This window comes from Sphingomonas jatrophae (assembly GCF_900113315.1).
In the GTDB taxonomy this organism is placed as follows: Bacteria; Pseudomonadota; Alphaproteobacteria; order Sphingomonadales; family Sphingomonadaceae; genus Sphingomonas_P; species Sphingomonas_P jatrophae.
In genome coordinates this window covers 356,032-381,103 of record NZ_FOZG01000002.1, presented here as the reverse complement: position 1 = coordinate 381,103, position 25,072 = coordinate 356,032, and the positions used below count along the sequence as shown (strand labels likewise).

Below are 25,072 nucleotides of genomic sequence, written 5' to 3'. Positions count from 1 at the left end.
TCCCCGAACGGGAGCATGACATGACGAACGCCTCATCGCTGTGGGACCCGGCGGATTATGCCGCCAATGCCGGCTTCGTGCCGGCGCTGGGCGCGCCGGTGCTGGCGCTGCTCGATCCGAAGGCGGGTGAGCGGGTGCTGGATCTCGGCTGCGGCGACGGGGTGCTGACCCGGCAGATCGCCGAGGCGGGCGCCGCCGTGGTGGGCGTCGATGCGTCGCTGGCGATGGTCGAGGCGGCGGTCGGCCGTGGGCTGGACGCGCGCGTGATCGACGGCGAGCGGCTGGCGTTCGATGCGGAGTTCGATGCCGTCTTCTCCAACGCTGCCCTGCACTGGATGCTCGATCCCGCGGCGGTGGCGGCGGGCGTGTCTCGCGCGCTGAAGCCCGGTGGCCGCTTCGTCGGGGAGATGGGGGGCGACGGCAACATCGCCCGGCTTCGCGCCGGTCTGCGCGAGGAGCTGGTCGCGCGTGGCTATCCGGTGCCGTCGGCCGACCCGCAATGGTATCCGAGCGTCGCGGATTTCACCGCCGTCTACGAGGCGGCCGGCTTCGACGGCATCGAGGCGCAGCTGATCCAGCGGCCGACGCCGCTGCCGACCGGTGTCACTGGCTGGCTGCGGACCTTCCGCTCCGGCTTCCTCGATGCGGCCGGGGTGCCTGCGGCGGAGCAGGAGGCGGTTGCCCGCGCGGTCGAGGAACGGCTGGTGCCGGTGCTGCGCCAGCCCGACGGCGCGTGGGTCGCGGATTATGTGCGGTTGCGCTTTACGATGAGGAAACCCGGCTAGATGCGCTATCTTCCCCTCACCCCCGACGACCGGCAGGCGATGCTCGCCGCGGTGGGCGCGGGCTCGATCGACGAGCTGTTCTGTGACGTGCCCGAAGCGGCGCGGCTGTCCGGCCCGATCGAAGGCCTGCCGAACCATGCCTCCGAACTGTCGGTGGAGCGGCAGCTCGGCCGGCTCGCCTCGCAGAACCTCGTCGCGGGCGAGGGGCCGTTCTTCCTCGGCTGCGGCGCCTATCGCCATCATGTGCCCGCCAGCGTCGATCACCTGATCCAGCGCGGCGAGTTCCTGACCAGCTACACGCCCTACCAGCCCGAGATCGCGCAGGGCACGGTGCAGGCGCTGTTCGAGTTCCAGACGCAGGTGGCGCGGCTCTATGGCTGCGATGTCGCCAATGCGTCGATGTATGACGGATCGACTGCCTGCTGGGAGGCGATCGGCATGGCGCGGCGGATCACGCGGCGCGGCAAGGCGGTGCTCTCCGCCGGGCTGCACCCGCATTATGTGAGCGTCTGCCGCACGATGGCGAAGTTCACGGGCGATGCGCTCGACATCGCCATGCCCGAGCTGACCGACGGGCGTCCCGGTGACGACATGGCGCGGCTGCTGGGTGCGATCGACAAGGACACGTCCTGCGTCGTCGTGCAGAATCCGAACATCCTCGGCCATGTCGCCGACCTCTCCGAACTGGCGGAGGCGTGCCACAAGGCGGGTGCGCTGCTGATCGTCGTCGTGACCGAGCCGGTCAGCCTCGGCCTCGTCCGCTCGCCGGGCGAGATGGGGGCGGACATCGTCGTCGGCGAGGGGCAGTCGCTGGGCGTCGGGCTCAATTTCGGCGGGCCCTATGTGGGCCTGTTCGCGACGCGCGACAAATATGTCCGCCAGATGCCGGGCCGCCTGGCGGGCGAGACGGTGGATGCGGACGGCAAGCGCGGCTTCGTGCTGACGCTCTCCACGCGCGAGCAGCATATCCGGCGCGAGAAGGCGACGAGCAATATCTGCACCAACAGCGGCCTCTGCGCGCTGGCCTTCTCGATCCACCTGACGCTGCTGGGCGAGACGGGGCTGAGGAAGCTGGCGGCGATCAACCATGCCGGTGCCGTCGCGGCGGCGGAGCGGCTGGCCAAGGTGCCGGGCGTCGAGCTGGTCAACGGTGCCTTCTTCAACGAATTCACGCTGCGCCTGCCCAAGGAAGCGCGGCCGGTGGTGCATGCGCTGGCGGAGGACGGGATCCTTGGCGGCGTGTCGCTCGGGCGGCTCTATCCAAGGGCGGCGGACCTCGCCAACGGGCTGGTCGTCGCGGTGACGGAGACGACCTCGACGGACGATGTCGAGGAACTTGCGGACGCGCTTGAGGAGGCGCTGGCATGAGCATCAATTCGAGCGGGTGGAAGCCCGAGATGAGCCAGGGCGGCGCGCCCACGGCAGAGACGTTCACCGGCAATCGCGCGCTGATGCTGGAAGAGCCGTTGCTGTTCGAGATCGGATCGATCGGCAAGACAGGCGTCGATTTCGCCGAGGTGCCCGAGGCGGCGTCGCGGCTGGGTGGACTGACGCGCGAGGCGCCGATCGGTCTGCCGGGCCTGTCCGAGCCGGAAACGGTGCGGCACTATACCCGGCTCAGCCGGCAGAATTATGCGATCGACCTCGGCCTATTCCCGCTGGGCAGCTGCACGATGAAGCATAATCCGCGGCTGAACGAGCGGATGGCGCGGCTGCCGGGCTTTGCCGACGTGCATCCGCTGCAGCCGCAGGAGACGGTGCAGGGCGCCTATGCGGTCATCAACCTTGTCGGCGAGTGGCTGTGCAAGCTGACCGGCATGCCGGCGGTGGCGATGAGCCCCAAGGCGGGCGCGCATGGTGAGCTGTGCGGCCTGCTGGCGATCCGTGCGGCGTTGGAAGCACGCGGCGACGCGCGCGAGGTGATCCTGGTGCCGGAGAGCGCGCACGGGACGAACCCGGCGACGGCGGCCTTCTGCGGCTACCGCGTCGAGGACATTCCGGCGACGAAAGATGGCCGCGTCAACCTGGAGGCGCTGAAGGCGCGGCTGGGGCCGGACGTGGCGGGCGTGATGATCACCAACCCGAACACCTGCGGCCTGTTCGAGCGCGACATGATTGCCATAGGCGAGGCGGTGCATGCGGCGGGCGGGCTCGTCTATTGCGACGGCGCGAACTTCAACGCCATCGTCGGCCGCGTGCGGCCGGGTGACCTCGGCATCGATGCGATGCACATCAACCTGCACAAGACCTTCTCGACCCCGCATGGCGGCGGCGGGCCGGGTGCCGGGCCGGTGGTGTTCTCCGATGCGCTGGCGCCGTTTGCGCCACTGCCCTTCGTCGAGAAGCGTGAGGATGGCAGCTTCCACCTCGTCGAGGAGGAGACGGCGGGCGAGCATCATGCCGACACGTTCGGCCGCATGGTCGCCTTTCACGGGCAGATGGGCATGTTCACGCGGGCGGCCGCCTACATGCTCAGCCACGGCGCGGATGGCTTGCGGCAGGTGTCCGAGGATGCGGTGCTGAACGCGAACTATGTGCTCCGTCAGCTGGAGGACGTGCTGGATGCGCCGTTCGCCGCCAGCGGTCCGTGCATGCACGAGGCCTTGTTCTCGGACGAGGGCTTCCCCGAGGGTTTCACCACGCTGGACGTGGCCAAGGGGCTGATCGACGAGGGCTTCCATCCGATGACGATGTACTTCCCGCTGGTCGTCCACGGCGCGATGCTGATCGAGCCGACCGAGACCGAGGGCAAGGCGGCGCTGGACCAGTTCATCGGCGCGCTGCGGCACGTGGCGGAACGCGCCAAGGCGGGCGATGCCGCGCTGAAGGCGGCGCCGGTGCATGCGCCGCGGCGGCGGCTGGACGAGACGGCGGCGGCGCGCAAGCCCGTGCTGACCTATCGCGAGCTGGTGACGGCGGCCGCGGCGGAGTAAACGGTTCCGTTCGACCACGCTCTGTCAGGTCCTGTCGAGGCGCGCTTCATCCAGCGATGGAACAGAAGTGTGCTTCGACAAGCTCTGTTCGAGTGGAAGCGGAGACGGGAGAGTGAACGTAAGGAAGTGTGAGCCGCGATCTCCTGAACCGCGCGGTAACGATTCCTACAGGCTTGGCTGGCAATCGGAGGCGAACCAATTACCGGGGCGCGGTGCCGATGACCGTTCATTTTCAGTGGAGCTCGGCGGCGGTGGATGCCGCACGCGTGCCGGTGCGTGACGTGCTGCCGCACATCGTCGTGGTGGGCGTCGGCTATGTCGGCCTGCCTGCGGCGGTGATGTGGGCCAAGGCGGGGCTGAGCGTGACGGGGGTCGATATCGACCCGTCGATCGTGGAGGGCATCAATAACGGCCGCCATCATGTGACGGGCGGCGAGCTCGACCGGATGCTGAGCGATCCGGCGGTGCGCGACCATCTCGTCGGATCGGCGACGCCGGTGGCCGGCGACGCCTTCATCGTCGCGGTGCCGACGCCGGTGGATTACCTGACCAAGCGCCCGGATCTCGGCGCGGTCGAGGCAGCGGTGCGATCGATCTGCCCGGTGCTGACGCGCGGCAACCTCGTCGTCATCGAGAGCACGATCCCGCCGCTGACCACCAGCGGGCTGGTGAAGGAGCTGATCGAGCGGGAGACGGGGCTGAAGGTGCCCGAGGACATCCTGCTGGCGCATTGCCCCGAGCGCATCCTGCCCGGCGCGATCGAGCATGAGATCGTGCACAATGATCGCCTGATCGGCGGCATCGACGACGCCAGCACGCAGGCCGCGACCGACCTGTATGCGACGTTCGTCAAGGGCGCGCTGATCCCGACCTCCGCCACCGCGGCGGAGACGGCGAAGATCATGGAGAATGCCTCGCGCGACGTGGGCATCGCCCTGGCCAACGAATGTGCGCTGATCTGCGAGAAGGTGGGCGTGGACGCCTCCGAGGTGATCGCGCTGGCCAATCGCCATCCGCGCGTGAACATCCTGTCGCCCGGCATCGGCGTGGGCGGGCACTGCATCCCGGTCGACCCCTGGTTCCTGGTCGATGTGGCGCCGGCGGAGACGCGGCTGCTGCGGGCGGCGCGGGTGGTGAATGACGAGATGCCGAAGCGTGCGGCGACGCGCGTCAGGACGGCGCTGAACGGCAAGCGCGGCGCGCGCGTGGTGGCGTTGGGTGCGGCCTACAAGCGCGAGTGCGACGATGTGCGGGAAGCCCCGGCGCGCGACGTGGTGCGGCTGTTGCAGGCGACGGGCATCACCGTCGAGCAATATGATCCGCTGGTGCCGGGCATGGGCTATGCCAGCCTGGCCGAGGTGGCGAAGGGCGCCGACCTCGTCATCATCCTGGTGCATCATGCCCGGATCGACGACGACATCGCTGCCGCGGGTGGCGACCTGCCACCGGTGCTGGACCTCGATCCGAGGTAACGATCCAAAGCCGTTCGGGCTGAGCCTGTCGAAGCCCTGTCCTTCTTCAGCGACGCGAGAAGAAGAACGGCGCTTCGACAGGCTCAGGGCGAACGGGGATTTCTGTGGCTGCGCAACGCAAGATCGCGATCATCGTCGGCACCCGGCCGGAGGCGATCAAGCTGGCACCCGTGGCGCTGGCGTTCCGCGGCAAGGCGGAGGCGCATGTCGTTGCCACGGGGCAGCATCGCGACATGGCGGGCGAGGCGCTGGCGACGTTCGGCGTGAGCGCGGACCGGACGCTCGACACGATGGTGGCGGGGCAATCGCTCGGCCAGCTGTTCGGGCGGCTGGTGGCGGCGCTGGACGTGCTGTTCGCCGACGAGGCCTATAGCGACGTGATCGTGCAGGGCGATACGACCAGCGCCATGGCGGCGGCGATCGTCGGCCATTACCGCGGGCTTCGCGTCTCCCACGTCGAGGCGGGCCTGCGATCGTTCAACAAGCAGGCGCCCTTCCCCGAGGAGGTGCATCGCCGCGTGATCGCGCCGGCGGCCGACCTGCATTTTCCGCCGACCGAGCGGGCGCGGGCGAATTTGCTGGCGGAGGGCATTGCCGAGGGACACGTGCTCGTCACCGGCAATACGGTGGTGGACGCAGTGCGGCTGATGCGTGCGCAACTGGCCGGGCGGAGCGAAGTGGCGGAGCGGCTGGGCGTGCCGGCGGAGGCGCGGCTGATCCTGCTGACCAGCCACCGGCGTGAGGCGTTCGGCGGAGGGCTGTCCAACATCTGCGCGGGCGTGCGGGCGGTGGTGGACGCGCATGCGGACGTGCATGTCGTCTATCCGGTGCATCCGAACCCGGTGGTGCGGGAGACCGTCGCGCACGCGCTGGCCGACCATCCGCGCATCCACCTGATCGACCCGCTCGGTTACGTCGAGCTGATGGGGCTGATCGGACGGGCGACGCTGGTGCTGTCCGACTCCGGCGGGCTGCAGGAGGAGGCGCCGAGTTTCGACAAGCCGATCCTGATCCTGCGGGACACGACCGAGCGGCCCGAAGTGCTGGAGGCGGGGTGCGGCGTGCTGGTCGGCACCGATGCGGCACGGATCGCGGCGGAGGCGGCACGGCTGCTGAGAGACGAGGCGGCCTATGCGGCAATGGCGGCGGCGCCGAACCCGTTCGGTGATGGCCATGCCAGCGAGCGGATCGTCGAGCGGCTTCTTCGTGAACCGGATCGGTAAAAAGAGTTTGACAGCGCCACGCTGTTGTGGCACATAACAGGAACGCTGAAGAAATGCGTCGAGGGGCCGGGCACCGGGGGGTGTTTCGGCCCCTCGGCACGTCCGGGGGAAATAGGATGGCGACGGTGAAGAAGCCGGCGGCGCGGTGGACGCTGGACCGGCAGGCGCGCTTCCTGGAAGCGCTGGCGGCCGGATGCAACGTGGCCAAGGCCTGCCGCACGGTGGGGGTGAGCGACACGAGCGTTTATCGCCTGCGGATGAAATCGCCCGCCTTTCGCGAGGCTTGGGCGATCGCGCTGCACGAAGGCTATGTCCGGCTGGAGATGATGATGCTGGAGCGCGCCATCGACGGCGTGGAGAAGCCCGTCTTTCACGGCGGCAAGGAAGTGGCGCGGGTGCGCGAGTTCGACGCGCGGCTGGCGGGGCAGCTGCTGGCGCAGCACCAGCGGGCGGCGGTGCCGCCCGTCGTGGCGGCGGCAGAGCCGGGGGATGCGATCCGCGCCCGGCTGGCGGCACGCTTCGAGGAGATGGCGGAGCGGATGACGGGGGACGATCCGTAACCGCCGAAGAGGGCGGCTGCACTCAGGTCTTCGGGGGATGAATGGGTGGGGAATCGATCGCGGAACGAATGGTTCGCGAGCAGAGCTGGCGCCCGCATATCGAGGCGCTGCGCGGGGCCGAGCTGGCGCGGATGGAGCATGACTGGAGCCTGTGGGCGCGGCCGGCGCAGCTGCCGCCGGAGGGTGACTGGGCGACGTGGCTGATCCTCGCGGGCCGCGGCTTCGGCAAGACGCGGGCTGGGGCGGAGTGGGTGCGCGCACAGGCGGAGGCGCATCCGAGCTTCCGCATCGCACTGGTCGGCGCGACCGCGGGTGAGGCGCGCAGCGTGATGGTGGAGGGGGCGAGCGGGCTGCTCTCGCTGGGGCCGCCGGCGATGCGGCCGCGCTGGGAGCCGAGTCTCGGCCGGCTGCGCTGGCCGAACGGCGCGGTGGCGGAGGTCTATTCGGCGGCCGAGCCGGACAGTTTGCGCGGGCCGCAGTTCAACGCGGCCTGGGCAGACGAGGTGGCCAAGTGGACGCAGCCGAACAAGGCGTGGACCAACTTGCAGCTGGGCCTGCGGATCGGCGCGCGTCCCCGGGCGGTGGCGACGACCACGCCGCGGCCGACGCCGTTTCTGCGCGACCTGGCGGCGAAGGCGGCGGTGACGCGGGGGACGACATGGGACGCCCGCTCCACCCTGCCGCGCGCCTTCCTGGCGGAGATGCGCGCGCAATATGACGGCACGCCGGTCGGCCGGCAGGAGCTGGACGGCCTGCTGGTCGAGGTGGCGGAGGATGCGCTGTGGACGCCCGCTGCGCTGGCCCGCTGCCGGATCGCGGCGGCGCCCGATCTGGTGCGGGTGGTGATCGGCGTCGATCCGCCGGCGGGGGAGCAGGGCGATGCGTGCGGCATCGTCGCGGCCGGGCTGGGGGCGGACGGCAACGGTTATGTGCTGGAAGATGCGAGCGTCTCGGCGGGCAGCCCCGACCGGTGGGCGCGGGCGGTGGCCGATGCCGCAGGCCGCCACGCCGCTGATCGGGTGGTGGCGGAGGCGAACAATGGCGGCGCGATGGTGCGCGCGGTGCTGCATGCGGCGGACGACCGGCTGCCGGTGACTTTGGTCCATGCCGCGCGCGGCAAGGCGGCGCGGGCGGAGCCGGTGGCCACGCTCTATGCGCGGGGCCGGGTGCGCCATGTCGGGCGCATGGCGGAGCTGGAGGAGGAGCTGTCGGGCTTCTCCGCGACCGGCTGGACGGGCGAGGGATCGCCCGACCGCGCGGACGCGCTGGTGTGGGCGCTGAGCGCGCTGATGCTGGAGCGGAGCGCGGCACCGGGGATGCGGCTGTTGTGAGGGGGTGAGGCGGAGCGGCGGTGCGCTTCGTCTCCTGCGAGCCCGACCTGGCGCCGGGATGAACGTGAACTCGAAAGGATGGGCGATGAAGCTGTTCGGCAGGCGGCCGGCGGGCGAGGGCGTGCGCCCGGCGCTCAGCGGCGGCATGAGGATGGGGACGGTCGGCGGCGACACGCCGATCAGCTATGAGACGGAGCTGCGCGAGGCCTATCTGCGCAATCCGGTGGCGCAGCGCGCGGTGCGGATCGTGGCGGAGGGCGTCGCCTCGCTGACGCTGAAGGGCGAGGCGCGGCTGATCGCGCTGGTGCGGACGACGAGCGCGGGCCAATCGCTGTTGGAGGCGGTGGCGGCGCAGCTGGTGCTGCACGGCAACGCTTACGTCCAGGTCGCGGCAGGCGCGGACGGCATGCCGTGCGAGCTCTATGCGCTGCGGCCGGAGCGGGTGACGCCCGAGCTGGACGCGCGGGGCTGGCCGGTCGCCTATCGCTACCGCGCCGGCGAGACGGTGCAGCGTTTCGCGACGGCAGGGCCGGACGGGCAGCCGCAGGCGATCCATATCCGGACGCAGCATCCGCTGGACGATCATCTCGGCATCGGGTGCCTGGGCGCGGCGATGGGGGCGGTGACGCTGCACAATCCGGCGACGCGCTGGAACCGCGCGCTGCTGGACAATGCGGCGCGGCCCTCGGGCGCGCTGGTCTATGATCCCGGCGAGCGCGGTGCGGCGCTGACCCGCGAGCAATATGAGCGCCTGCAGGCGGAGATGGAGCGGACCTTCGCGGGGGCCGCCAATGCCGGGCGGCCGATGCTGCTGGAAGGCGGGCTGAAGTGGCAGGCGCTGAGCCTGTCGCCCGCCGACATGGACTTCGTCGGGTTGAAGGCGGCGGCGGCGCGCGAGATCGCGCTGGCGTTCGGCGTGCCGCCGATGCTGCTCGGCCTGCCGGGCGACGCCACCTACGCCAATTATGCCGAGGCGAACCGCGCTTTGTGGCGCCTGACCATCCTGCCGCTCGCGACCAAGATTCTCGACGGGCTGGTGCAGGCCCTGCGCGGCTGGTGGCCGGAGGCGGCGCTGGCGCCGGACCTCGACGCGGTGCCCGCGCTGGCGGCGGACCGCGAGCTGCTTTGGCGGCAGGTGGCGGCGGCGGACTTCCTGTCGCCGGACGAGAAGCGGGCGATGCTGGGGATCGAGGCGGCAGGCTGAACCGGGTCCGGGAGGAGGATGCGATGTCCACGACGGAGACGATGATGCTGGCGCGGCTGATCGCGCAAGCGGAGGCGGAGGGCGCGGCGCTGGTGACGCTGCGCGCGCTGGTGGAGGAGGCGAGCGCGACGGGCGCGGAGGCGGCGTGCCGGCGGCTGGGGCTGGACGATGCGCGGGCGCGCGGCGACCTCGGCGAACTTCGCGAGCTGCTGGGCGCGTGGCGCGATGCCAAGAGCTCGGCCTGGAAGGCGGCGGCGGCCTGGGTAACGCGGCTGCTGCTGGCGCTGATCCTGGTCGGCGTGGCGGTGAAGACCGGGCTGCTGGGGAAGCTGGCGTGACGCTGCGCTTCGCCGGCTATGCCGCCCTGTTCGATCGGCGCGACCGGGGCGGCGACGTAGTGCGCGCGGGCGCCTTCGCGCGGACGCTGAAGGAGCGGGGGCAGGTGCCGCTCCTCTGGCAGCACGATCCCAAGCGGCCGATCGGCACGATCGAGGCGATGCGCGAGGACGCGCGGGGCCTGCGCGTGATCGGCCGGTTGAGTGCGGGGGCGGGGCCGGCGGCGGCGCTGCTGCGCGAGCGGGCGCTGGACGGCCTGAGCTTCGGATACCGGGTGCGCGGCAAGATCGACGGCGCGACCCGGCAGCTGACCGACCTAGACCTGGTGGAGATCAGCCTAGTGACATTCCCGATGCAGCCGGACGCCCGGGTGCACGCGGTGGTGGAGGAGTAACTCATGGAGACGGCGGGCATGGATTACGAGACGAAGGCGGATACGGGCACGGACGTGCTGGAGGCGAGCTTCGACGCGGTGGCGGCGGAGGCGGCGATCGGCGCGCTGAAGGCGGAGCTGGGGACGCTGCGCCAACAGGTGGAGGCGCGCGTGCGGGCCGACGGGCGGCCGGCGCTGACCGGCGCCAAGAGCGAGGACGGGACGGCGCGCGCATTCGTCGAACGCTATCTGCGGCAGGGCGCGATGGCGGGCGTGGAGCTGAAGAGCTTCGTCGGCACGAGCGACGGGGCGGGCGGCTATGCCGTGCCGGAGGAGATCGACGCGCGGATCGACGCGGTGCTGAAGTCGATCAGCCCGATCCGGTCGCTGGCCAATGTGGTGAAGGTCGGTTCGGCCGGCTACCGCAAGCTGATCACGACGGGTGGTGTCGCCTCGGGCTGGGCGGCGGAGGACGGTGTGCGTCCGCTGGGCGAGACGCCGACCTTCGTCGAGGTGGCGCCGCCCATGGGTGATCTCTACGCCAATCCGGCGGCGAGCCAGGCGATGCTGGACGATGCCGCGTTCGACGTGGAGGACTGGCTGGCGCGCGAGATTGCGGCCGAGTTCGCTCGGGCGGAGGGGGCAGCCTTCGTCAACGGATCGGGGATCAACCGGCCGAAGGGCTTCCTGAACTATCCGATGTCGACCGCGAGCGATGCGACGCGGCCGTTCGGCACGGTGCAGGTGCTGCCAACGGGCGTGGCTGGCGCCTTCCCGGTAGGAGCCGCGGACAAGCTGATCGACCTGGTGCAGGCGCTGCGCGCGCCCTATCGCCAGGGCGCCAGCTTCGTGATGAATGCCGCGACCAGCGCCACCATCCGCAAGTTCAAGACCGCGGACGGCGCCTTCCTGTGGCAGCCGGGCCTCGCCGCCGGCCAGCCGGACAGCCTGCTCGGCTATCCGGTGGTGGAGAGCGAGGACATGCCGGACATCGAGGCGGGCTCGCTGAGCATCGCATTCGGCAACTTCGCCGTCGGTTATCTGATCGCCGAGCGGCGCGAGACGGGGATCCTGCGCGATCCTTACAGCAACAAGCCGTTCGTCCACTTCTACGCCACCAAGCGGATCGGCGGCGGTGTGGCGAACAGCGAGGCGATCAAGCTGATGCGCTTCTCCGCCGCCTGAGCCGTGACCGGGCCCCTCCCCGATCGGGGAGGGGCAGTTGCAAGCGGATACGGGGGACGGCGATGCTTCGAAGCATGAGCCCGCCGGCGATCACGCCGGCGGAGGCGAAGGCCTATGCGCGCGTCGATGGGGCCGACGAGGATGCGCTGTTCGCACGGCTGGTGGATGTCGCGACGGCATTGGCGGAGCGCTTCACCGGACAGGCGCTGGTGGCGCGCGAGGTGACGGAAACGCTGCGTGGTGCAGCCGGCTGGCAGCGGCTGGGGCAGACGCCGGTGATTGCGATCACCGGCGTGGCGGGGGCGGACGGGGTGACACTGCCGGTGGATGCCTATGCGGTGGACATCGACGCAGCGGGCGACGGGTGGGTGCGCGGGGCCGCCGGGCTGCGCGTGACCTATCGCGCCGGGCTGGCGGAGACAGCGGAGGAGGTGCCCGCGCCACTGCGGCAGGGTGTCGCACGGCTGGTGGCGCATTGCCACGCGCACCGTGACGCTGCCGACGAGGGCGCGCCTCCTGCAGCCGTGGCGGCGCTGTGGCGGCCGTGGCGGCGGATCGGCTTCGGCCATGAGGTGCGGCGGTGAGCGGCGGGCTGGCGGGGACGCTGCGCGAGCGGGTGACGGTGCTGCGGCAGGGGGCGGAGCGCGACGCGCTGGGGGGCGCGGCCGGTGACTGGGTGGAGGTGGCGCGCGTCTGGGCGGCGCCGCGGCCGGAGCGGAGTGTCGCCAGCAAGGACGGCGCGGTGCGGGGGGCGCTGCGCTGGACGGTGGCGCTGCGGCCGTGCCCGGTGGCGGTGGGCGACCGGCTGGCGCGCGGCGACGGGCTGCTGGCGGTGACGGCGGTGGAGCGCGATCCGGCGACGCCGGACCGCATTCTCGTCCACGCGGAGGAGGTGGCATGACGCTGGAGCAAGAGGCGGCGCGGATCGGTGCGGTGCGGGCGGGGGCGGTGGCGGCGCGGATCGCGGCTGCGGCCGAGGCCCAGGCCGGCGTGTCGGCGGACGTGACCGGCGCGGAGGTGCGGCTGTCCGCCCGAGGCCTTCACCGGCGGCGGATCGACGAGCCGCTGCTGCGCGTGCCGGGGGCTTTGGCATGAGCGCGGTGGCGGCGGTGCAGGCGGCGATGGTGGCGGCACTGCGCGGTGATGCGACGGTGGCGGCGACGGCGAGCGGCGTGTTCGACGGCCCGCCGGCGCGTGCAGCCTTCCCCTATGTCGCCATCGGCGAGACGCTGGCGCGCGACTGGAGCGCCAAGGGGATGACCGGGCGCGAGCTGAACCTGGCGGTGATCGCGTGGGACGAGGGCGGGCGGGCGGCACGGCTGCATGCGCTGGCGGCAGCGGCGGAAGCCGCGATCGAGGGCATGGCGCGCGAGCTGGATGGCTGGCGGATCGTGAGCCTCGTCTTCGTCCGATCGCGCGTGGTGCGCGACCCGCGGGGACCGTGGGCGGCGATCATCGAATTCCGGGCGCGGGCGGTGGCGGGCTGAGCCCTCGCGCGGACCACAATCATGGAGGGACGGGACATGGCGATCGAGAAGGGTTCGGCCTTTCTGCTGAAGGTGGGGGATGGCGGCACGGTGCCCGTCTTCTCGACCGTGGCGGGGATGCGGACAACGCAGCTGTCGATCAACGGCGAAGCGGTGGTTGTCACCAACAAGGGTTCGGGCGGATGGCGCGAGCTGCTGTCGGGCGCGGGCGTGCGATCCGTGTCGGTGAGCGCGGCGGGCGTGTTCACGGGCTCCGCCGCCGAGGCGCGGGTGAAGGCCAATGCGCTGGCGGGCACGATCGACGATTATCGCCTGAGCTTCGAAAGCGGTGAGACGATGACAGGCCGGTTCCTCGTCACGCGGCTGGATTATGCCGGCGATTTCAATGGTGAGCGCAGCTACACGCTGGCGCTGGAAAGCTCCGGCGCGGTGGCCAATGGCTAACGCCGCACGCGGGGAGGCGAGCTTTCGCGCGGGCGGGCTGGAGCTGACGCTGCGGCCGAGCTTCGCCGCGCTGGTGGCGGCGGAGGCGGAGCTGGGGCCGCTGTTCGCGCTGGTGGAGCGGGCAGCGGCGGGGCAGCTGGCGCTCGGCGACGTGGTCGCGCTGTTCTGGTTCTGCCTGGTCGATCCGCCCGAGGGCTGGGACCGCGCACGGCTGGGCGAGGCGCTGCTGGCAGAGGGGCTGGCGGCGGCGACGCCGGTGCTGGCGGCGCTGATCCGCCAGATCCTGAAAGGGCGGTGACGTTCGCCGAAGGAGCCCGCCGGCTGAGCGGGCTGGCGGGGGCGCTGCTGGGCTGGTCGCCCGACGCCTTCTGGCAGGCAACGCCGGAGGAAGTGGCGGCGGTGCTGGAGGCGCTGGCCGGCGATGCGCCCGAGCGTGCGGACGGCGCGGACCTCGCGCGGCTGATGGAAAGGTTTCCCGATGGATGACGAGGTGGAGACGCTGCTGCTGCGCGTCCGTGCCGACACGCGCGGCTTCGATGGCGAAGTGGCGCGGCTGCGGGGCGGCCTGGCGGACGCAGGACGCGTCGGCGATGCGGCGGGTGAGCGGATCGAGCGCGCGCTGCTGCGCGGCGTGCGGAGCGGCAAGCTGGGCTTCGACGACCTGAAGCGGACGGCGATGTCCGTGTTGGGCGAGATTGCGGCGGCGGCGGTCTCCGCCGGGATCGGGGCGGTGGCGGGCGGCGGGGGCTTGGGCGGGCTGTTCGGCCGAGTGCTCGGCGGAGCGGCGGGGCTGCCCGGGCGGGCGACGGGCGGGCCGGTGGCGCCGGGCCGCGCCTACCTGGTTGGCGAGCGCGGCCCCGAGCTGTTCGTGCCGACCGCCAGCGGGCGGGTGGAGACGGGCGGCAGCGGCGCGGCGCGCGAGGTGCGGGTGAGCATCCGCATTGATGGCGCGGGCGCGAGCGAGCCGCAGGCGCTGGCGAAATCCGGCCGGCAGGTGGCGCGGGCGGTGCGCGCGGCGCTGGAGCGGGCGGGATAGCCGAACGGGTCTTCGTGAACCATGGAGGGGGAACAGCATGGGCTGGCGGCTGGCCACGCGCGACGACGCGTTGGAACAGGGCACGATCAAGCGGTTCGACGCGCGCTTCTGGACGGTGGATTTCCCGCGGCCGATGATGGCGGCGGCGACGACGATCGCGCCCGATGCGCTGCGCGTGGACCTGCAATTCCAGCAAACAGGCGATCTGGCGGGCCTGATCTGGGAGGCGGAGGATCGGTGGGATCATCCGCTGCTGGCCTATGCCACGGACCGCGATTTCTCCGGCTGCGTGCTGCGGTTTCGCTGGCGCTCGGGCGGGCTGATGCCGCTCGACGCGGTGAACGGGCCGACCCTGACTATCGAGGGGCGTGATGGGGGCGGAGCGCCGCGCATCTGGCACGTGCGGCTGTGGAACTATGCCGAGGGCGATCCGGACGACGCGGCGGTGACGCTCGACTTCGATGCGCTGGACGGCGGCTTCCTGCTGCCGGGCGAGGCGGAGCGGGTGTGGCCGGCGGACATCGACCGCCTGTTCATGTCGCTGGTGGCACTGGGACATGTGCCTGGCGGCGCCGAAGCGAGCCCGAGCGAAGCGTGGGTGAGCCTGAGCGAGATCGCCTGCGACGGCGCGAAATCCGTGCTGGCGATCGGCGAGGCGATGGTGCCGGAACATGGCCTGCGCATCGCGACGGGCTATGACGATTGCTACAATCTGACGCCCGCCCGGGTGCTGCGGCAGGTGCTGCAGCTCGGCTATCGCGGCCCGATCAACCATTATGTCGGCATGAGCCATTATCCGCGGCTGGACGCGGACGGACGGGCGACGCTTACGGGCGGCGCGCTGAGCGGGCCGTGTGCGGCATGGCACCGGGACTTTGCGACGCGCGCGAAGGCGCTGGATTACGGGCTGATCGTGTCGCTCTCCTACGAGCTGTTCGATGCCTATGCGCCGGATGCGTGGAAGCAGCGGGCGGCGGATGGCAGCCCGGCGCTGACCGGCTGGGTGCCGCCTTCGACCCTGCTGTCGCCCGCGAACGAGGCGGCGATGTCTTATCTGCAGGCTGTCGCGGTGGCGTTTGTCGGGATTGCGGTGGCGGCGGGGCATGCGCCGCGGTTCCAGATCGGTGAGCCGTGGTGGTGGGTTATGCCGGATGGGCGACCCTGCCTCTATGACGAAGCGGCGCGGGCGGCGTTCGGCGGGAGCCCGCCCGAGATTGCGAGCGTGCGCGCGCCACTGTCGCCCGGCGAGATCGCGTTGCTCGACCAGGCGGGGGAGATGCTGGCGGCGTCCACCGGCGCGCTGCGGGATGCGGTGCGCGCGGCGGCGCCCAGGGCCGAGGTGCTGTTGCTCGTCTATCTGCCGACCGTGCTCGATCGGGCGGCGCCGGAGCTGAGACGCGCGAACGTGCCGGTGGGCTGGGTGCGGCCGGCCTATGACGTGCTTCAGCTGGAGGACTACGACTGGACGGTGGCAGGCGATGCGGCCGGCACCGCGCGGGGCGTGGCCGCGATGGAGGCCCGCCTCGGCTATCCGGTGAGCGAGCAGCATTTGCTCAGCGGCTTCGTGCTGCGCGCCGAGGACCGGCGGCAATGGCGCGCCATCGCCGAGGCGGCGGAGGCGGCGCGTGCCCGCGGTGTGGCGGAAACCTTCGTCTGGGCGCTGCCCCAAGTGGCGCGCGACGGCTTCGTGGCATTCGATCTGAGGGAGGCGGCGGTGGACGCGTTCGATGAGGTGGATTTCCCGCTGGCGCTGGGGCGGGAGGCGAGTGCGGCGCCCGGCTTCTCCACTGCGATCGTGACGAGTGCGGGCGGGCACGAGCAGCGGAACACGGCATGGGCAGATGCGCGGATGCGCTATGACGCAGGCCCCGGCGTGCGGGCGCAGGCCGACATCGAGACGCTGCTGGCCTTCTTTCGCGCGCGGCGGGGTGCGGCCAAGGCTTTCCGTTTCCGCGATCCGTTCGACGACAGTTCGGCGGGCATGACAGGCGCGCCCGCCGCGACCGACCAAGCGATCGGCACGGGCGACGGCGTGGCGACGGGCTTTCCGCTGGTGAAGCGCTATGGTGCGGGGCCCGAGGCGGCCGTGCGCCGGATCACGCGCCCGGTGGCGGGCAGCGTCCGCGTGGCGCTGGATGGCGTGCAGGTGGGCGGCTGGACCTTGGGACCGCTCGGCGAGATTCGGTTCGATGTGCCGCCGGCCGCTGGCGTGGCGGTGACTGCGGGGTATCGCTTCGACGTGCCGGTGCGCTTCGAGGAGGACCGGCTGGAGGTGAACCGCGCCACCTTCCTCGCCGGCGAGGCGCCGAGCGTGCCGCTGGTGGAGGTGCGCGAATGAGCTGGCTGGACCCGGCGCTGACGACCATCGCCTTCCTGTGGCGGCTGGATCGGCGCGACGGCGTGGCGCTGGGCTTTACCGGCCATGACCATGACCTGGAGATAAGCGGGCTCGTCTATCGCGCGAGCCCGGGCATGATGCCGTCCGCGATCCGCCGCACCGATGGGATGGAAGCGGATACGCTGGATGTGGCGGGCGCGCTGACCGGAGAGGGGATGAACGAGGCGGATCTTGCCGCCGGGCGCTGGGATGGGGCGCGGGTGACCCTGTCCGCCTGCGACTGGAGCGATCCGGCCGCCCCGCCGCTGCTGCTGGCGCGAGGCGAACTCGGGGCAGTGGGGCTGGAGGATGCGCGCTTCACCGCCGAACTGATCGGCCCGAGCGCGATCCTGGACCGAGCGGTGGTGGAGCAGACGTCACCCGAATGCCGGGCCGTGCTGGGCGATGCGCGGTGCCGGGTCGACATGGCGGCGCGGGTGCGGATCGCGCGCGTGCTGGACGTGGACGGCACGACGGTGACGCTGGACACGGCCGAGCCTGTGCCGAACGGCTGGGCTTATGGCCGGCTGCGCTGGATCGGTGGGGAGAATAGCGGGCTTGCCGCAGCCATCCTCCGCTCAGACGGCGTGACGGTGACATTGCGCGAGCCGCCCGTCTTTGCGGTGTCGCCCGGAAAGATGGTGGAGCTGCGCGAAGGGTGTGACGGGCGGTTCGAGACGTGCGTGGCGCGCTTTGCCAATGCGGCGAACTTCCGCGGTGAGCCGCACCTGCCGGGCAATGACCTGCTGACCCGGTATCCCGGCGCATGACCGAGGATGCGGTGGCGCGGGCACGCGCGCTGGTGGGCGTGCGCTTTCGCGCGCAGGGGCGCGATCCGGCGCTTGGGCTGGATTGTGTCGGCGTGGCGCTGGCCGTGGCGGGAGTGTCGCGGCGGGGCGACTATCCACGCCGCTTGGGTGATATCGCGGGCGCGGTCGCCGCGCTGGACGCGGCCGGCCTTGAGAGGGTGGCAACGGGCCATGCAGGCGACGTGATGCTGATCGATGCGGGTGCGCGGCAGCTGCATCTGGCGGTGCTGGTGCCGGGTGGCCACGTCCATGCCTGTGCGCGGGCGGGCCGCGTCGTCGAAGTGCCGGGGCCGCCTGCGGGGCAGATCATCGGCTGCTGGAGAATCTGACATGGCGACGCTGGTGCTATCGACCGTCGGCACGCTGGTGGGTGGGCCGATCGGCGGTGCGGTGGGCGCACTGATCGGGCAATCGTTGGATCAGCGGATGCTGGCGCCGTCGCGCCGCGGGCCGCGGCTGGGCGATCTGAGCGTCCAGACATCCAGCTATGGCAGCGCAATCCCGCACATCTTCGGCATGCTGCGGGTGGCGGGCACGGTGATCTGGTCGACCGACCTGATCGAGGATCGATACAAGAGCGGCGGCGGCAAGGGCCAGCCGAAGGTGACGAACTACAGCTACTCCGCCTCGTTCGCAGTGGCGCTGTCGGGCCGGGCGATCCGAGGCGTTGGGCGGATCTGGGCGGACGGCAAGCTGCTGCGCGGAGCGGGCGGTGACTGGAAGAGCGGGATCGCTGCCTTTCGCCTGCATCATGGCGGCGAAGGGCAGCCGGCCGATCCGCTGATCGCATCGCTGGAGGGCGAAGCGCCGGCTTATCGCGGCATTGCTTATGCGGTGTTCGAAGGGCTGGAACTGGCCGACTTCGGCAACCGCATTCCGTCGCTCACCTTCGAGGTGAGGGCGGACGATGGGCCGGTGAGCCTTGGCGCGATCACCGCGGCGCTGAGCGGCGGTGGGCTGGAGGGGCCGGCGACGCCGCTGCTGGCGGGCTTCGCTGCGACCGGTGACAGTCTGCGCGGTGCGATCGAAGCGTTGGCGGATGCGTTGCCTCTGCCGCTGCGGGACACCGGCACCGCGCTGTCGCTCGGGACGGGAGCGCAGATCACGCTCTCTGCCGAGGAGGCGGGCACGGGTGGCGAGGCCCCGGCGGCGCGGTTGGCCCGCTCACGCGATGCTGCTGGGACGCTGCCGGACGAGGTGGCAATCAGCTATTACGAGCCTGCGCGTGACTGGCAGGCGAGCCTCCAGCGCGCGCGGGCGGGTGCCGGGCCGGGGCGCAGGGCGATGCGCGTCGAGCTGCCCGCGGCGCTCGCGGCGGGCGAGGCGAAGGCGATCGCGGAAGCGCGGCTGGCGCTGCACTGGACGGAGCGGCGGCGGGCGACGGTGCGGCTGCCGTTCCAGCGGATGAGCATTGCGCCGGGCGATCTGGTGACCGTGCCCGAACTGCCGGGCCGCTGGCGAGTGGAGAGCGCGGCACTGGACGGCATGATCGTCGAACTGGGGCTGGTGGCGCATGGCGCGGCATCAGCGCTGGTGCTGCCAGCAGCAGCCGGGCGTGTGACCGGAGATGCCGACCTGATTGCAGGTCAGACGGTGTTGGCATTGCTCGACCTGCCGCCGCTGGACGGCGTTCCCGCGGATCGACCGCAGCTGTGGGTGGCGGCAGCGGGAACCGGTGTCGGCTGGCGGCGGGCGGCGTTGCTCGTCAGCCTGGACGAGGGCGCCAGCTGGGCAGAGGCGGGCGGCACGGCGCCCGCCGCGACGATGGGGTGGGCCGATACGGTGCTGCCGGCGGGATCGTCGCTCCAATTTGACATGACTGGGGCGGTGGAGGTGACGCTCGCCAATGATGCGATGTGGCTGGAAAGCCGGGACGATGCCGCGCTCTCTCGCGGGGCCAACCTGGCGATGCTCGGCGGGGAGCTGATCCAGTTCGGCGTGGCGGAACCCTTGGGCGCACGCCGCTTCCGCCTGTCCAGACTGTTGCGTGGGCGGCGCGGGAGCGAGGGGGCTATGACGCATCATGCCGAGGGCGAGAGTTTCGTTCTCGTCGAACGCGAAACCTTGCTGCCCATCGATCTTCCGCTGGCGCAGATTGGCCGCTCGGTTCGCGTGCTGGCCGTCGGCCGTGGCGATACGCGCGACGGCGTGGAGGCGCAGGCGATAGTAGGCGCGCGCGCAGTGCGCCCGCCGGCCCCTGTGGCGCTGACGGCGGAGCGGCTGCCGGACGGGACCGTCGTGGTTCGCTGGACGCGCCGGAGCCGCACCGGCTGGGACTGGCTGGACGGGGCGGATGCGCCATTGGGCGAGGAGCGCGAAGCTTATCGGCTCACCATTGGCGGACGAACGGAAGAGACCGGTTCGCCGGTGTGGCGTTATTCGCCCGCAGCGCAGGCAGCCGACAGGCAGACAGGGCCGATCGCCATCGCCGTGCGCCAGCTGGGCACGATCGCGGTGTCCGATCCAGTCGAGATCGTCTTCGGGGAAGAGGAGGAATCATGATGCAGGATACGGCTCGGCTGGCGCTGCCGCTGATCGCGGCGGGGCAGGCGCAGAAGGACGTGTTCCACAATGAGGCGCTCGTGCGGCTCGATGCCCTCGTGCAGGGCGCTGTCGAGACGATGGGCGCCGAGATACCGCCCGCGAACCCCGCCGAAGGTAAGGCATGGATCTTGGGCGGCACGCCGGGCGGAGCGTGGGCAGACAGAGCGCACGACATCGCATGGTGGAGTACCGGCGGCTGGCGCTTCGCCGAACCGCGAGACGGGATGGTGCTTTGGGTGCGTGATGCGGAGTGCTGGGCGCTGCACACGGCCGCGGGGTGGCAGCTCGGCGCGATTCCGGCGAAATCCTTAACGGTGGGCGGGCAGGCTGTCGTGGGGGCGAGGCGGGGCGCAGTAGCGGACCCAAGTGGCGGTGAGTCGATTGACGTTCAGGCGCGTTCGGCCATCGCCGAGATCCTGGATGCCCTTCGCGGACATGGGTTGATCAGCCGCTAACTTTATTTTTTTCATTTGGGTCGAAACCAGAGCCGCGTCGCCGTGTTTAGGGGGCGTCTTGCCGTGGTGCACCGACGCCGCGCTTTGGCGCGGAGCGGGGCATTTCGGCAACACAACGGGGTGGGGCGAGCTTGCGCCAATTACCCGTTTTGCTTAGTTAGGCTCCGCGGTTCCATTTGGAACGCGAACGAAAGGGGACGAATATGCGTAAGCTCGCCATCATGGCAGCGCTCGCTACGTCGGCGCTGGCATCGCCGGCGCTCGCACGCGACAATGCCTGGTACGTCGGCGTCGAGGGCGGCGCTATGATCGTCGAGGACATGGATTACGATCTGGGCGCGACCAACAACGCGTTCACGGTCGACTCCAAGTACGGCTATGACGTCGACGGCATCATCGGCTACGACTTCGGCGCGTTCCGCCTCGAAGGTGAAGTTGGCTACAAGAGCGCCAACATCGACGAGATGAACGCGGCTGTGCCGATCGTTGGCCCGCCGGCGACCACAACGCTGGTCAGCGGTCCGCTGCCTGATGCGGACGGCCGCACCAGCGCGCTCAGCTTCATGGTCAACGGCCTGCTCGACTTCGGGTCGGATGACGGCCTGTCGGGCTACATCGGCGGTGGTGCGGGCGTCGCCCGCGTGTCGGCGGTGAACTATCAGCCGACCAACCAGACCACGCTGCTCAGCGACCGCGACACCAAGTTCGCTTGGCAGGCGATCGCCGGCATCCGTGCGCCGGTGACGGAGAACATCGATCTCGGCCTGAAGTATCGCTTCTTCAACGTCGACGATCTGAAGATGGTGGCGACGAACGGTGCGGTGACGAACTCGCGCTTCCGCTCGCACTCGCTGCTCGCCAGCCTGATCTTCAACTTCGGCGAGCCGGCTGCTCCGCCGCCTCCGCCGCCGCCCCCGCCGCCCCCGCCCCCGCCGCCGCCGCCGCCGCCGCCTCCGCCGGCTCCGACGCAGCCGGGTCCGTTCATCGTGTTCTTCGACTGGGATAAGTCGGACATCACGCCGGAAGCCGCTGGCATCCTCGACAACGCGGCGCAGGCTTATGCCACGACCGGTCAGGCGAGCGTTATGCTTGCGGGTCACGCCGACAAGTCGGGTTCCGACCAGTATAACGTCGGCCTGTCGCAGCGCCGTGCGGATGCGGTGAAGAGCTACCTTGCCGGCAAGGGCGTGCCTGACACGGCCGTGTCGACCGAAGCGTTCGGCGAGAGCCGCCCGCTGGTCGAGACTGCAGATGGCGTGCGCGAGCCGCAGAACCGCCGCGTGGAGATCACCTTCGGTCCGGGTTCGGGCATGTAAGGCGCCGTGCCGCCTGGCGACGGGCGGAACGGTTCTCCATTGGAGAGAAATGAAGGGGTCGGGGCAGCGATGCGCCGGCCCTTTCCTTGTGGCTGCCAGGCAAGGCGGCGATGAGCTCCAGCTGGCCGAAGTCGAAGCGTGAGCGACTTGGAACCCCGCCGCCTGTGTTTGCGAGCACGCTCAAGCAAGCAGCGAACCCGTGACAAAACCCTTCTGCGCGGCCCGATAGGCGCTTGCTGCAAGGCCGTGGGCTCGACCGAGCCAAGGTGATGATACGGCGAACTACGATGTCGGTTGATGCGGCTGCACGGCGCCTCGGCTGCCCGACTAGTGCATGTGCAGCTTTCGACTGCTACGCCTACAGCCGCGGCTGGAACTAATCCCTTTGCTTGCCTAAAAGACTTCGGCTTCGCATCGTCTAAGCCGCTGTCTGCTGGCGTGGCCGGTCGTGCTTCCGCTCTAAAGTGAAGGGGGCAGACGCGGTCGCCAGCGACTGATGCGGCACAGACTTCCGCCCGGGCTAGGGCGCTCCCATATGATGGGGCGACATAGCAAGGAGATGCGGCACATGGCCGATCAGGTGGCGACCCTCGCCGGTGGGTGTTTCTGGTGCACCGAGGCGGTGTTCAACGATGTAACCGGGGTGAACCGCGTCGAGAGCGGCTATATCGGAGGTGCGACGGTTGATCCCACCTACCGCCAGGTGTGTGGTGGCGATACCGGCCATGCCGAGGCGATCCGTGTGTGGTTCGATCCCGAGGTGATCGACTTCGCGACCCTGCTCGACATCTTCTTCCATACCCATGATCCGACGCAGCTGAACCGGCAGGGCAACGACGTTGGCACGCAATATCGCTCGGCTATTTTCCCCGCAAATGCGGAGCAGGAGCGTGTGGCACATGAGGCCAAGACGCGCGCTCAGGCGGATTTCAACCCGCCGATCGTGACCACCATCGAGCCTGACGCGCCTTGGTATCCTGCGGAGGATTACCATCAGAGTTACTGGGAGAGTGAAGGCCAGCGTAATCCCTATTGTCTCGCGACCATCCCACCCAAGCTTGCGAAGTTGCGCAAAAGCTATGCGGCACGGCTGAAGGCAGGCGCTGCGGCTTAGTTGAACGTCAGACTGCTACGGTGTTCAGGGCGTCGGGCTTCGGCTCGGCGCCTTTTTGCTGGTCTAAACCATAGAAAAACCCCGGCCACCAAACTGGTGACCGGGGCTGAGAAGCTTTCGACTGGCTCGCGTCAGGCGGGCTTCGGAGTGCCGAACCCGCCTGGACGGCGGCTCTTCGGAATGGAGGATCCGCCGGTGCCGAGCTGGGGTGTGCGCCGATCCTCAGGATCACCCCGGTCGAGCGTCTCACCTGCAATGACCTTCTTGATCTCGTCACCCGTCAGCGTCTCATATTCGAGAAGCGCGTTGGCAAGCGCATGCAGCTCCTCGACATGGTCACTGAGCAACTGCCGCGCACGGTCATGCGCGCCCTCGACGATGCGCTTGATCTCGGCATCAATCACCTGCGCGGTCTCGTTCGAGACATTGCGCGGCCGGTTCTGCGAATAGCCTAGGAACGTCTCGCCTTCCGGCTCCGCATATTCGAGCGGCCCGAGCCGATCCGACATGCCCCAGCGCGTCACCATGTCGCGCGCAAGGCCGGTCGCGTAGCTGATGTCCGACGAGGCACCCGAAGACACCTTGTCATAGCCGAAGATGACTTCCTCGGCGACGCGGCCGCCCATCGAGACCGACAGGTTCGCGTACATCTTGTCGCGGTGGTAGCTGTAGCTGTCCCGCTCGGGCAGGCGCATCACCATACCCAGCGCACGACCGCGCGGGATGATCGTCGCCTTGTGGATCGGGTCGGATGCGGGCTCGTGGAGCGCGATGACGGCATGTCCGGCCTCGTGATAGGCGGTCATCTTCTTCTCATCGTCCGTCATTACCATCGATCGGCGCTCGGCGCCCATCATCACCTTGTCCTTGGCAAGCTCGAACTCTGCCATCGCAACGAGGCGCTTGCCGAGCCGGGCTGCCATCAAGGCCGCTTCGTTGACGAGGTTGGCGAGATCGGCACCGGAGAACCCAGGCGTGCCGCGGGCGATGGTGCGTGCATTGACGTCAGGCGCCAAGGGCACCTTCTTCATGTGCACCTGAAGGATCTTCTCACGACCTTCGATGTCCGGACGCGGCACGACGACCTGGCGGTCGAAGCGGCCCGGACGCAGCAGCGCGGGATCGAGCACGTCGGGCCGGTTGGTGGCGGCGACGATGATGATGCCCTCGTTCGCGTCGAAGCCGTCCATCTCGACCAGCAACTGGTTGAGCGTCTGTTCACGCTCGTCATTGCCGTTGCCGAGGCCGGCGCCGCGATGACGCCCAACCGCGTCGATCTCGTCGATGAAGACGATGCACGGCGCATTCTTCTTCGCCTGCTCGAACATGTCGCGCACGCGGCTGGCACCGACGCCGACGAACATCTCGACGAAGTCGGAGCCCGAGATGGTGAAGAAGGGCACGTTCGCCTCACCCGCAATCGCGCGGGCAAGCAACGTCTTGCCGGTGCCGGGCGAGCCGACGAGCAGCGCGCCCTTCGGGATCTTGCCACCGAGGCGGGCGAACTTGGTCGGATCCTTGAGGAACTCGACGATCTCCTGCAGCTCCTCGCGTGCCTCGTCGATGCCGGCAACGTCATCAAACGTGACGCGGCCCTGCTTCTCGGTCAGCAGCTTGGCCCGCGACTTGCCGAAGCCCATCGCGCCGGAACCTGCATTCTTCTGCATCTGGCGGAAGACAAAAAAGCCGATGCCGATCATGAGGAGGAACGGCAGCGATTGATAAAGCAGCAGCATCCAGAAGCTGGGCTGCGCTTCGGGCTTTGCCGCGAAGGCGACATTCTTGTCGGCCAGCCGCTGCACCAGCGTGGGATCCTGCGGCGCATAGGTGCGGAAGCCGCTGCCGTTGGTCAGATGCCCCGATATGACGTTGCCGGCGATCTCGGCATCGCGGACCGCACCCTCGTCGACGCGAGCGAGGAACTCGGAATAGGCGATGCCGCCCGACGAGCTGCTGCGCGCACCCGAGTCGAACACCGAGACGAACAGGACCAGCGCCAGCAGGATGCCCGCCCAAATGGCTAAGCTCTTCATCCAGGGGTTGCCCTGTGGTTCCTTGTCGTCGCTCATGCCTGCTCCTCGGGATCCC

At 70.1% G+C, this 25,072-nt stretch carries 27 protein-coding genes; 26 read left to right on the top strand and 1 reads right to left on the bottom strand.

What is annotated here, in order from left to right:
- Positions 1-20: 20 nt before the first annotated feature.
- From BM360_RS11025 to msrA, 26 genes are all read left to right on the top strand, one after another.
- On the top strand, positions 21-785 hold the full coding sequence (locus BM360_RS11025) for a class I SAM-dependent methyltransferase (protein WP_093314598.1): 765 nt from the start codon (positions 21-23) through the stop codon (positions 783-785).
- On the top strand, positions 786-2,153 hold the full coding sequence (gcvPA, locus tag BM360_RS11020; protein WP_093314596.1) for an aminomethyl-transferring glycine dehydrogenase subunit GcvPA: 1,368 nt from the start codon (positions 786-788) through the stop codon (positions 2,151-2,153).
- The gene (gene gcvPB, locus BM360_RS11015; protein WP_093314594.1) at positions 2,150-3,718 is read left to right on the top strand and encodes an aminomethyl-transferring glycine dehydrogenase subunit GcvPB; all 1,569 of its coding nucleotides are present in this window, start codon (positions 2,150-2,152) and stop codon (positions 3,716-3,718) included. The genes gcvPA and gcvPB overlap by 4 nt, the downstream gene beginning before the upstream one ends.
- 218 nt (positions 3,719-3,936) lie before the next feature.
- Complete coding sequence (locus BM360_RS11010) at positions 3,937-5,190, top strand: nucleotide sugar dehydrogenase (RefSeq protein ID WP_093314592.1); 1,254 nt, start codon at positions 3,937-3,939, stop codon at positions 5,188-5,190.
- Between the two features lie 104 nt (positions 5,191-5,294).
- A complete protein-coding gene (gene wecB, locus BM360_RS11005; RefSeq protein ID WP_207544584.1) occupies positions 5,295-6,413 on the top strand; it encodes a non-hydrolyzing UDP-N-acetylglucosamine 2-epimerase in 1,119 nt (372 codons plus the stop codon).
- Positions 6,414-6,538: 125 nt separating this feature from the next.
- Positions 6,539-6,973 (top strand): hypothetical protein, encoded by a 435-nt coding sequence (locus tag BM360_RS11000; protein WP_165611281.1) that lies wholly within the window; start codon positions 6,539-6,541, stop codon positions 6,971-6,973.
- A 68-nt stretch (positions 6,974-7,041) separates the two neighbouring features.
- Positions 7,042-8,304 (top strand): DNA-packaging protein, encoded by a 1,263-nt coding sequence (locus BM360_RS10995; protein ID WP_242653450.1) that lies wholly within the window; start codon positions 7,042-7,044, stop codon positions 8,302-8,304.
- Between the two features lie 85 nt (positions 8,305-8,389).
- Positions 8,390-9,508: a phage portal protein gene (locus BM360_RS10990; protein ID WP_093315990.1), complete on the top strand. Its 1,119-nt coding sequence runs from the start codon at positions 8,390-8,392 to the stop codon at positions 9,506-9,508.
- 23 nt (positions 9,509-9,531) lie between these two features.
- Positions 9,532-9,846 carry a DUF6127 family protein gene (locus tag BM360_RS10985; protein ID WP_165611280.1) on the top strand — a complete coding sequence of 105 codons (315 nt, stop codon included), beginning with the start codon at positions 9,532-9,534 and terminating at the stop codon, positions 9,844-9,846.
- A 2-nt stretch (positions 9,847-9,848) separates the two neighbouring features.
- Complete coding sequence (locus BM360_RS10980) at positions 9,849-10,238, top strand: HK97 family phage prohead protease (RefSeq protein WP_093315991.1); 390 nt, start codon at positions 9,849-9,851, stop codon at positions 10,236-10,238.
- A 3-nt stretch (positions 10,239-10,241) separates the two neighbouring features.
- The gene (locus BM360_RS10975) at positions 10,242-11,402 is read left to right on the top strand and encodes a phage major capsid protein (RefSeq protein ID WP_242653449.1); all 1,161 of its coding nucleotides are present in this window, start codon (positions 10,242-10,244) and stop codon (positions 11,400-11,402) included.
- Positions 11,403-11,476: 74 nt separating this feature from the next.
- Positions 11,477-11,986, top strand: coding sequence for a head-tail connector protein (locus BM360_RS10970; RefSeq protein ID WP_242653448.1), 510 nt, complete (start codon positions 11,477-11,479; stop codon positions 11,984-11,986).
- Entirely contained in the window at positions 11,983-12,303 is a 321-nt protein-coding gene (locus tag BM360_RS10965) for a phage head completion protein (RefSeq protein ID WP_093314582.1), read from the top strand. The genes BM360_RS10970 and BM360_RS10965 overlap by 4 nt, the downstream gene beginning before the upstream one ends.
- Positions 12,300-12,497, top strand: coding sequence for a hypothetical protein (locus BM360_RS10960; RefSeq protein WP_093314580.1), 198 nt, complete (start codon positions 12,300-12,302; stop codon positions 12,495-12,497). The genes BM360_RS10965 and BM360_RS10960 overlap by 4 nt, the downstream gene beginning before the upstream one ends.
- Entirely contained in the window at positions 12,494-12,889 is a 396-nt protein-coding gene (locus tag BM360_RS10955) for a DUF3168 domain-containing protein (RefSeq protein ID WP_093314578.1), read from the top strand. The genes BM360_RS10960 and BM360_RS10955 overlap by 4 nt, the downstream gene beginning before the upstream one ends.
- Before the next feature lie 36 nt (positions 12,890-12,925).
- Positions 12,926-13,333 (top strand): phage tail tube protein, encoded by a 408-nt coding sequence (locus tag BM360_RS10950; protein ID WP_093314576.1) that lies wholly within the window; start codon positions 12,926-12,928, stop codon positions 13,331-13,333.
- A complete protein-coding gene (locus BM360_RS10945; protein ID WP_093314574.1) occupies positions 13,326-13,631 on the top strand; it encodes a GTA-gp10 family protein in 306 nt (101 codons plus the stop codon). The genes BM360_RS10950 and BM360_RS10945 overlap by 8 nt, the downstream gene beginning before the upstream one ends.
- On the top strand, positions 13,628-13,819 hold the full coding sequence (locus BM360_RS10940; protein WP_093314572.1) for a phage tail assembly chaperone: 192 nt from the start codon (positions 13,628-13,630) through the stop codon (positions 13,817-13,819). The genes BM360_RS10945 and BM360_RS10940 overlap by 4 nt, the downstream gene beginning before the upstream one ends.
- Positions 13,812-14,369 carry a tail tape measure protein gene (locus tag BM360_RS10935; RefSeq protein ID WP_093314570.1) on the top strand — a complete coding sequence of 186 codons (558 nt, stop codon included), beginning with the start codon at positions 13,812-13,814 and terminating at the stop codon, positions 14,367-14,369. Before BM360_RS10940 ends, BM360_RS10935 begins: the two co-directional genes overlap by 8 nt.
- A gap of 37 nt (positions 14,370-14,406) precedes the next feature.
- Positions 14,407-16,707, top strand: a complete 2,301-nt coding sequence (locus BM360_RS10930) for a DUF2460 domain-containing protein (protein ID WP_093314568.1) — start codon at positions 14,407-14,409, stop codon at positions 16,705-16,707.
- Positions 16,704-17,516, top strand: coding sequence for a DUF2163 domain-containing protein (locus BM360_RS10925; RefSeq protein ID WP_093314566.1), 813 nt, complete (start codon positions 16,704-16,706; stop codon positions 17,514-17,516). Before BM360_RS10930 ends, BM360_RS10925 begins: the two co-directional genes overlap by 4 nt.
- Positions 17,513-17,884, top strand: coding sequence for a hypothetical protein (locus BM360_RS10920; RefSeq protein ID WP_093314564.1), 372 nt, complete (start codon positions 17,513-17,515; stop codon positions 17,882-17,884). Before BM360_RS10925 ends, BM360_RS10920 begins: the two co-directional genes overlap by 4 nt.
- A gap of 1 nt (position 17,885) precedes the next feature.
- Positions 17,886-20,057: a phage tail protein gene (locus BM360_RS10915; protein WP_093314562.1), complete on the top strand. Its 2,172-nt coding sequence runs from the start codon at positions 17,886-17,888 to the stop codon at positions 20,055-20,057.
- Complete coding sequence (locus tag BM360_RS10910) at positions 20,054-20,554, top strand: DUF2793 domain-containing protein (protein ID WP_242653447.1); 501 nt, start codon at positions 20,054-20,056, stop codon at positions 20,552-20,554. The genes BM360_RS10915 and BM360_RS10910 overlap by 4 nt, the downstream gene beginning before the upstream one ends.
- Before the next feature lie 203 nt (positions 20,555-20,757).
- Complete coding sequence (locus BM360_RS10905) at positions 20,758-21,870, top strand: OmpA family protein (protein ID WP_093314560.1); 1,113 nt, start codon at positions 20,758-20,760, stop codon at positions 21,868-21,870.
- A 568-nt stretch (positions 21,871-22,438) separates the two neighbouring features.
- Positions 22,439-22,984: a peptide-methionine (S)-S-oxide reductase MsrA gene (gene msrA, locus BM360_RS10900; RefSeq protein ID WP_093315988.1), complete on the top strand. Its 546-nt coding sequence runs from the start codon at positions 22,439-22,441 to the stop codon at positions 22,982-22,984.
- A gap of 131 nt (positions 22,985-23,115) precedes the next feature.
- Here the strand turns inward: msrA and ftsH are convergent, their stop codons facing one another.
- The gene (ftsH, locus tag BM360_RS10895; RefSeq protein ID WP_093314558.1) at positions 23,116-25,053 is read right to left on the bottom strand and encodes an ATP-dependent zinc metalloprotease FtsH; all 1,938 of its coding nucleotides are present in this window, start codon (positions 25,051-25,053) and stop codon (positions 23,116-23,118) included.
- Between the last annotated feature and the right edge of the window lie 19 nt (positions 25,054-25,072).

Bases quoted from the DNA above. Each gene is read 5' to 3' on its own strand.
- BM360_RS11025 (WP_093314598.1), top strand. From the start codon at position 21: ATGACGAACGCCTCATCGCTGTGGGACCCGGCGGATTATGCCGCCAAT.
- gcvPA (WP_093314596.1), top strand. From the start codon at position 786: ATGCGCTATCTTCCCCTCACCCCCGACGACCGGCAGGCGATGCTCGCC.
- gcvPB (WP_093314594.1), top strand. From the start codon at position 2,150: ATGAGCATCAATTCGAGCGGGTGGAAGCCCGAGATGAGCCAGGGCGGC.
- BM360_RS11010 (WP_093314592.1), top strand. From the start codon at position 3,937: ATGACCGTTCATTTTCAGTGGAGCTCGGCGGCGGTGGATGCCGCACGC.
- BM360_RS10995 (WP_242653450.1), top strand. From the start codon at position 7,042: ATGGTTCGCGAGCAGAGCTGGCGCCCGCATATCGAGGCGCTGCGCGGG.
- BM360_RS10990 (WP_093315990.1), top strand. From the start codon at position 8,390: ATGAAGCTGTTCGGCAGGCGGCCGGCGGGCGAGGGCGTGCGCCCGGCG.
- BM360_RS10985 (WP_165611280.1), top strand. From the start codon at position 9,532: ATGTCCACGACGGAGACGATGATGCTGGCGCGGCTGATCGCGCAAGCG.
- BM360_RS10975 (WP_242653449.1), top strand. From the start codon at position 10,242: ATGGAGACGGCGGGCATGGATTACGAGACGAAGGCGGATACGGGCACG.
- BM360_RS10970 (WP_242653448.1), top strand. From the start codon at position 11,477: ATGAGCCCGCCGGCGATCACGCCGGCGGAGGCGAAGGCCTATGCGCGC.
- BM360_RS10960 (WP_093314580.1), top strand. From the start codon at position 12,300: ATGACGCTGGAGCAAGAGGCGGCGCGGATCGGTGCGGTGCGGGCGGGG.
- BM360_RS10955 (WP_093314578.1), top strand. From the start codon at position 12,494: ATGAGCGCGGTGGCGGCGGTGCAGGCGGCGATGGTGGCGGCACTGCGC.
- BM360_RS10950 (WP_093314576.1), top strand. From the start codon at position 12,926: ATGGCGATCGAGAAGGGTTCGGCCTTTCTGCTGAAGGTGGGGGATGGC.
- BM360_RS10945 (WP_093314574.1), top strand. From the start codon at position 13,326: ATGGCTAACGCCGCACGCGGGGAGGCGAGCTTTCGCGCGGGCGGGCTG.
- BM360_RS10935 (WP_093314570.1), top strand. From the start codon at position 13,812: ATGGATGACGAGGTGGAGACGCTGCTGCTGCGCGTCCGTGCCGACACG.
- BM360_RS10930 (WP_093314568.1), top strand. From the start codon at position 14,407: ATGGGCTGGCGGCTGGCCACGCGCGACGACGCGTTGGAACAGGGCACG.
- BM360_RS10925 (WP_093314566.1), top strand. From the start codon at position 16,704: ATGAGCTGGCTGGACCCGGCGCTGACGACCATCGCCTTCCTGTGGCGG.
- BM360_RS10920 (WP_093314564.1), top strand. From the start codon at position 17,513: ATGACCGAGGATGCGGTGGCGCGGGCACGCGCGCTGGTGGGCGTGCGC.
- BM360_RS10915 (WP_093314562.1), top strand. From the start codon at position 17,886: ATGGCGACGCTGGTGCTATCGACCGTCGGCACGCTGGTGGGTGGGCCG.
- BM360_RS10910 (WP_242653447.1), top strand. From the start codon at position 20,054: ATGATGCAGGATACGGCTCGGCTGGCGCTGCCGCTGATCGCGGCGGGG.
- BM360_RS10905 (WP_093314560.1), top strand. From the start codon at position 20,758: ATGCGTAAGCTCGCCATCATGGCAGCGCTCGCTACGTCGGCGCTGGCA.
- msrA (WP_093315988.1), top strand. From the start codon at position 22,439: ATGGCCGATCAGGTGGCGACCCTCGCCGGTGGGTGTTTCTGGTGCACC.
- ftsH (WP_093314558.1), bottom strand. From the start codon at position 25,053: ATGAGCGACGACAAGGAACCACAGGGCAACCCCTGGATGAAGAGCTTA.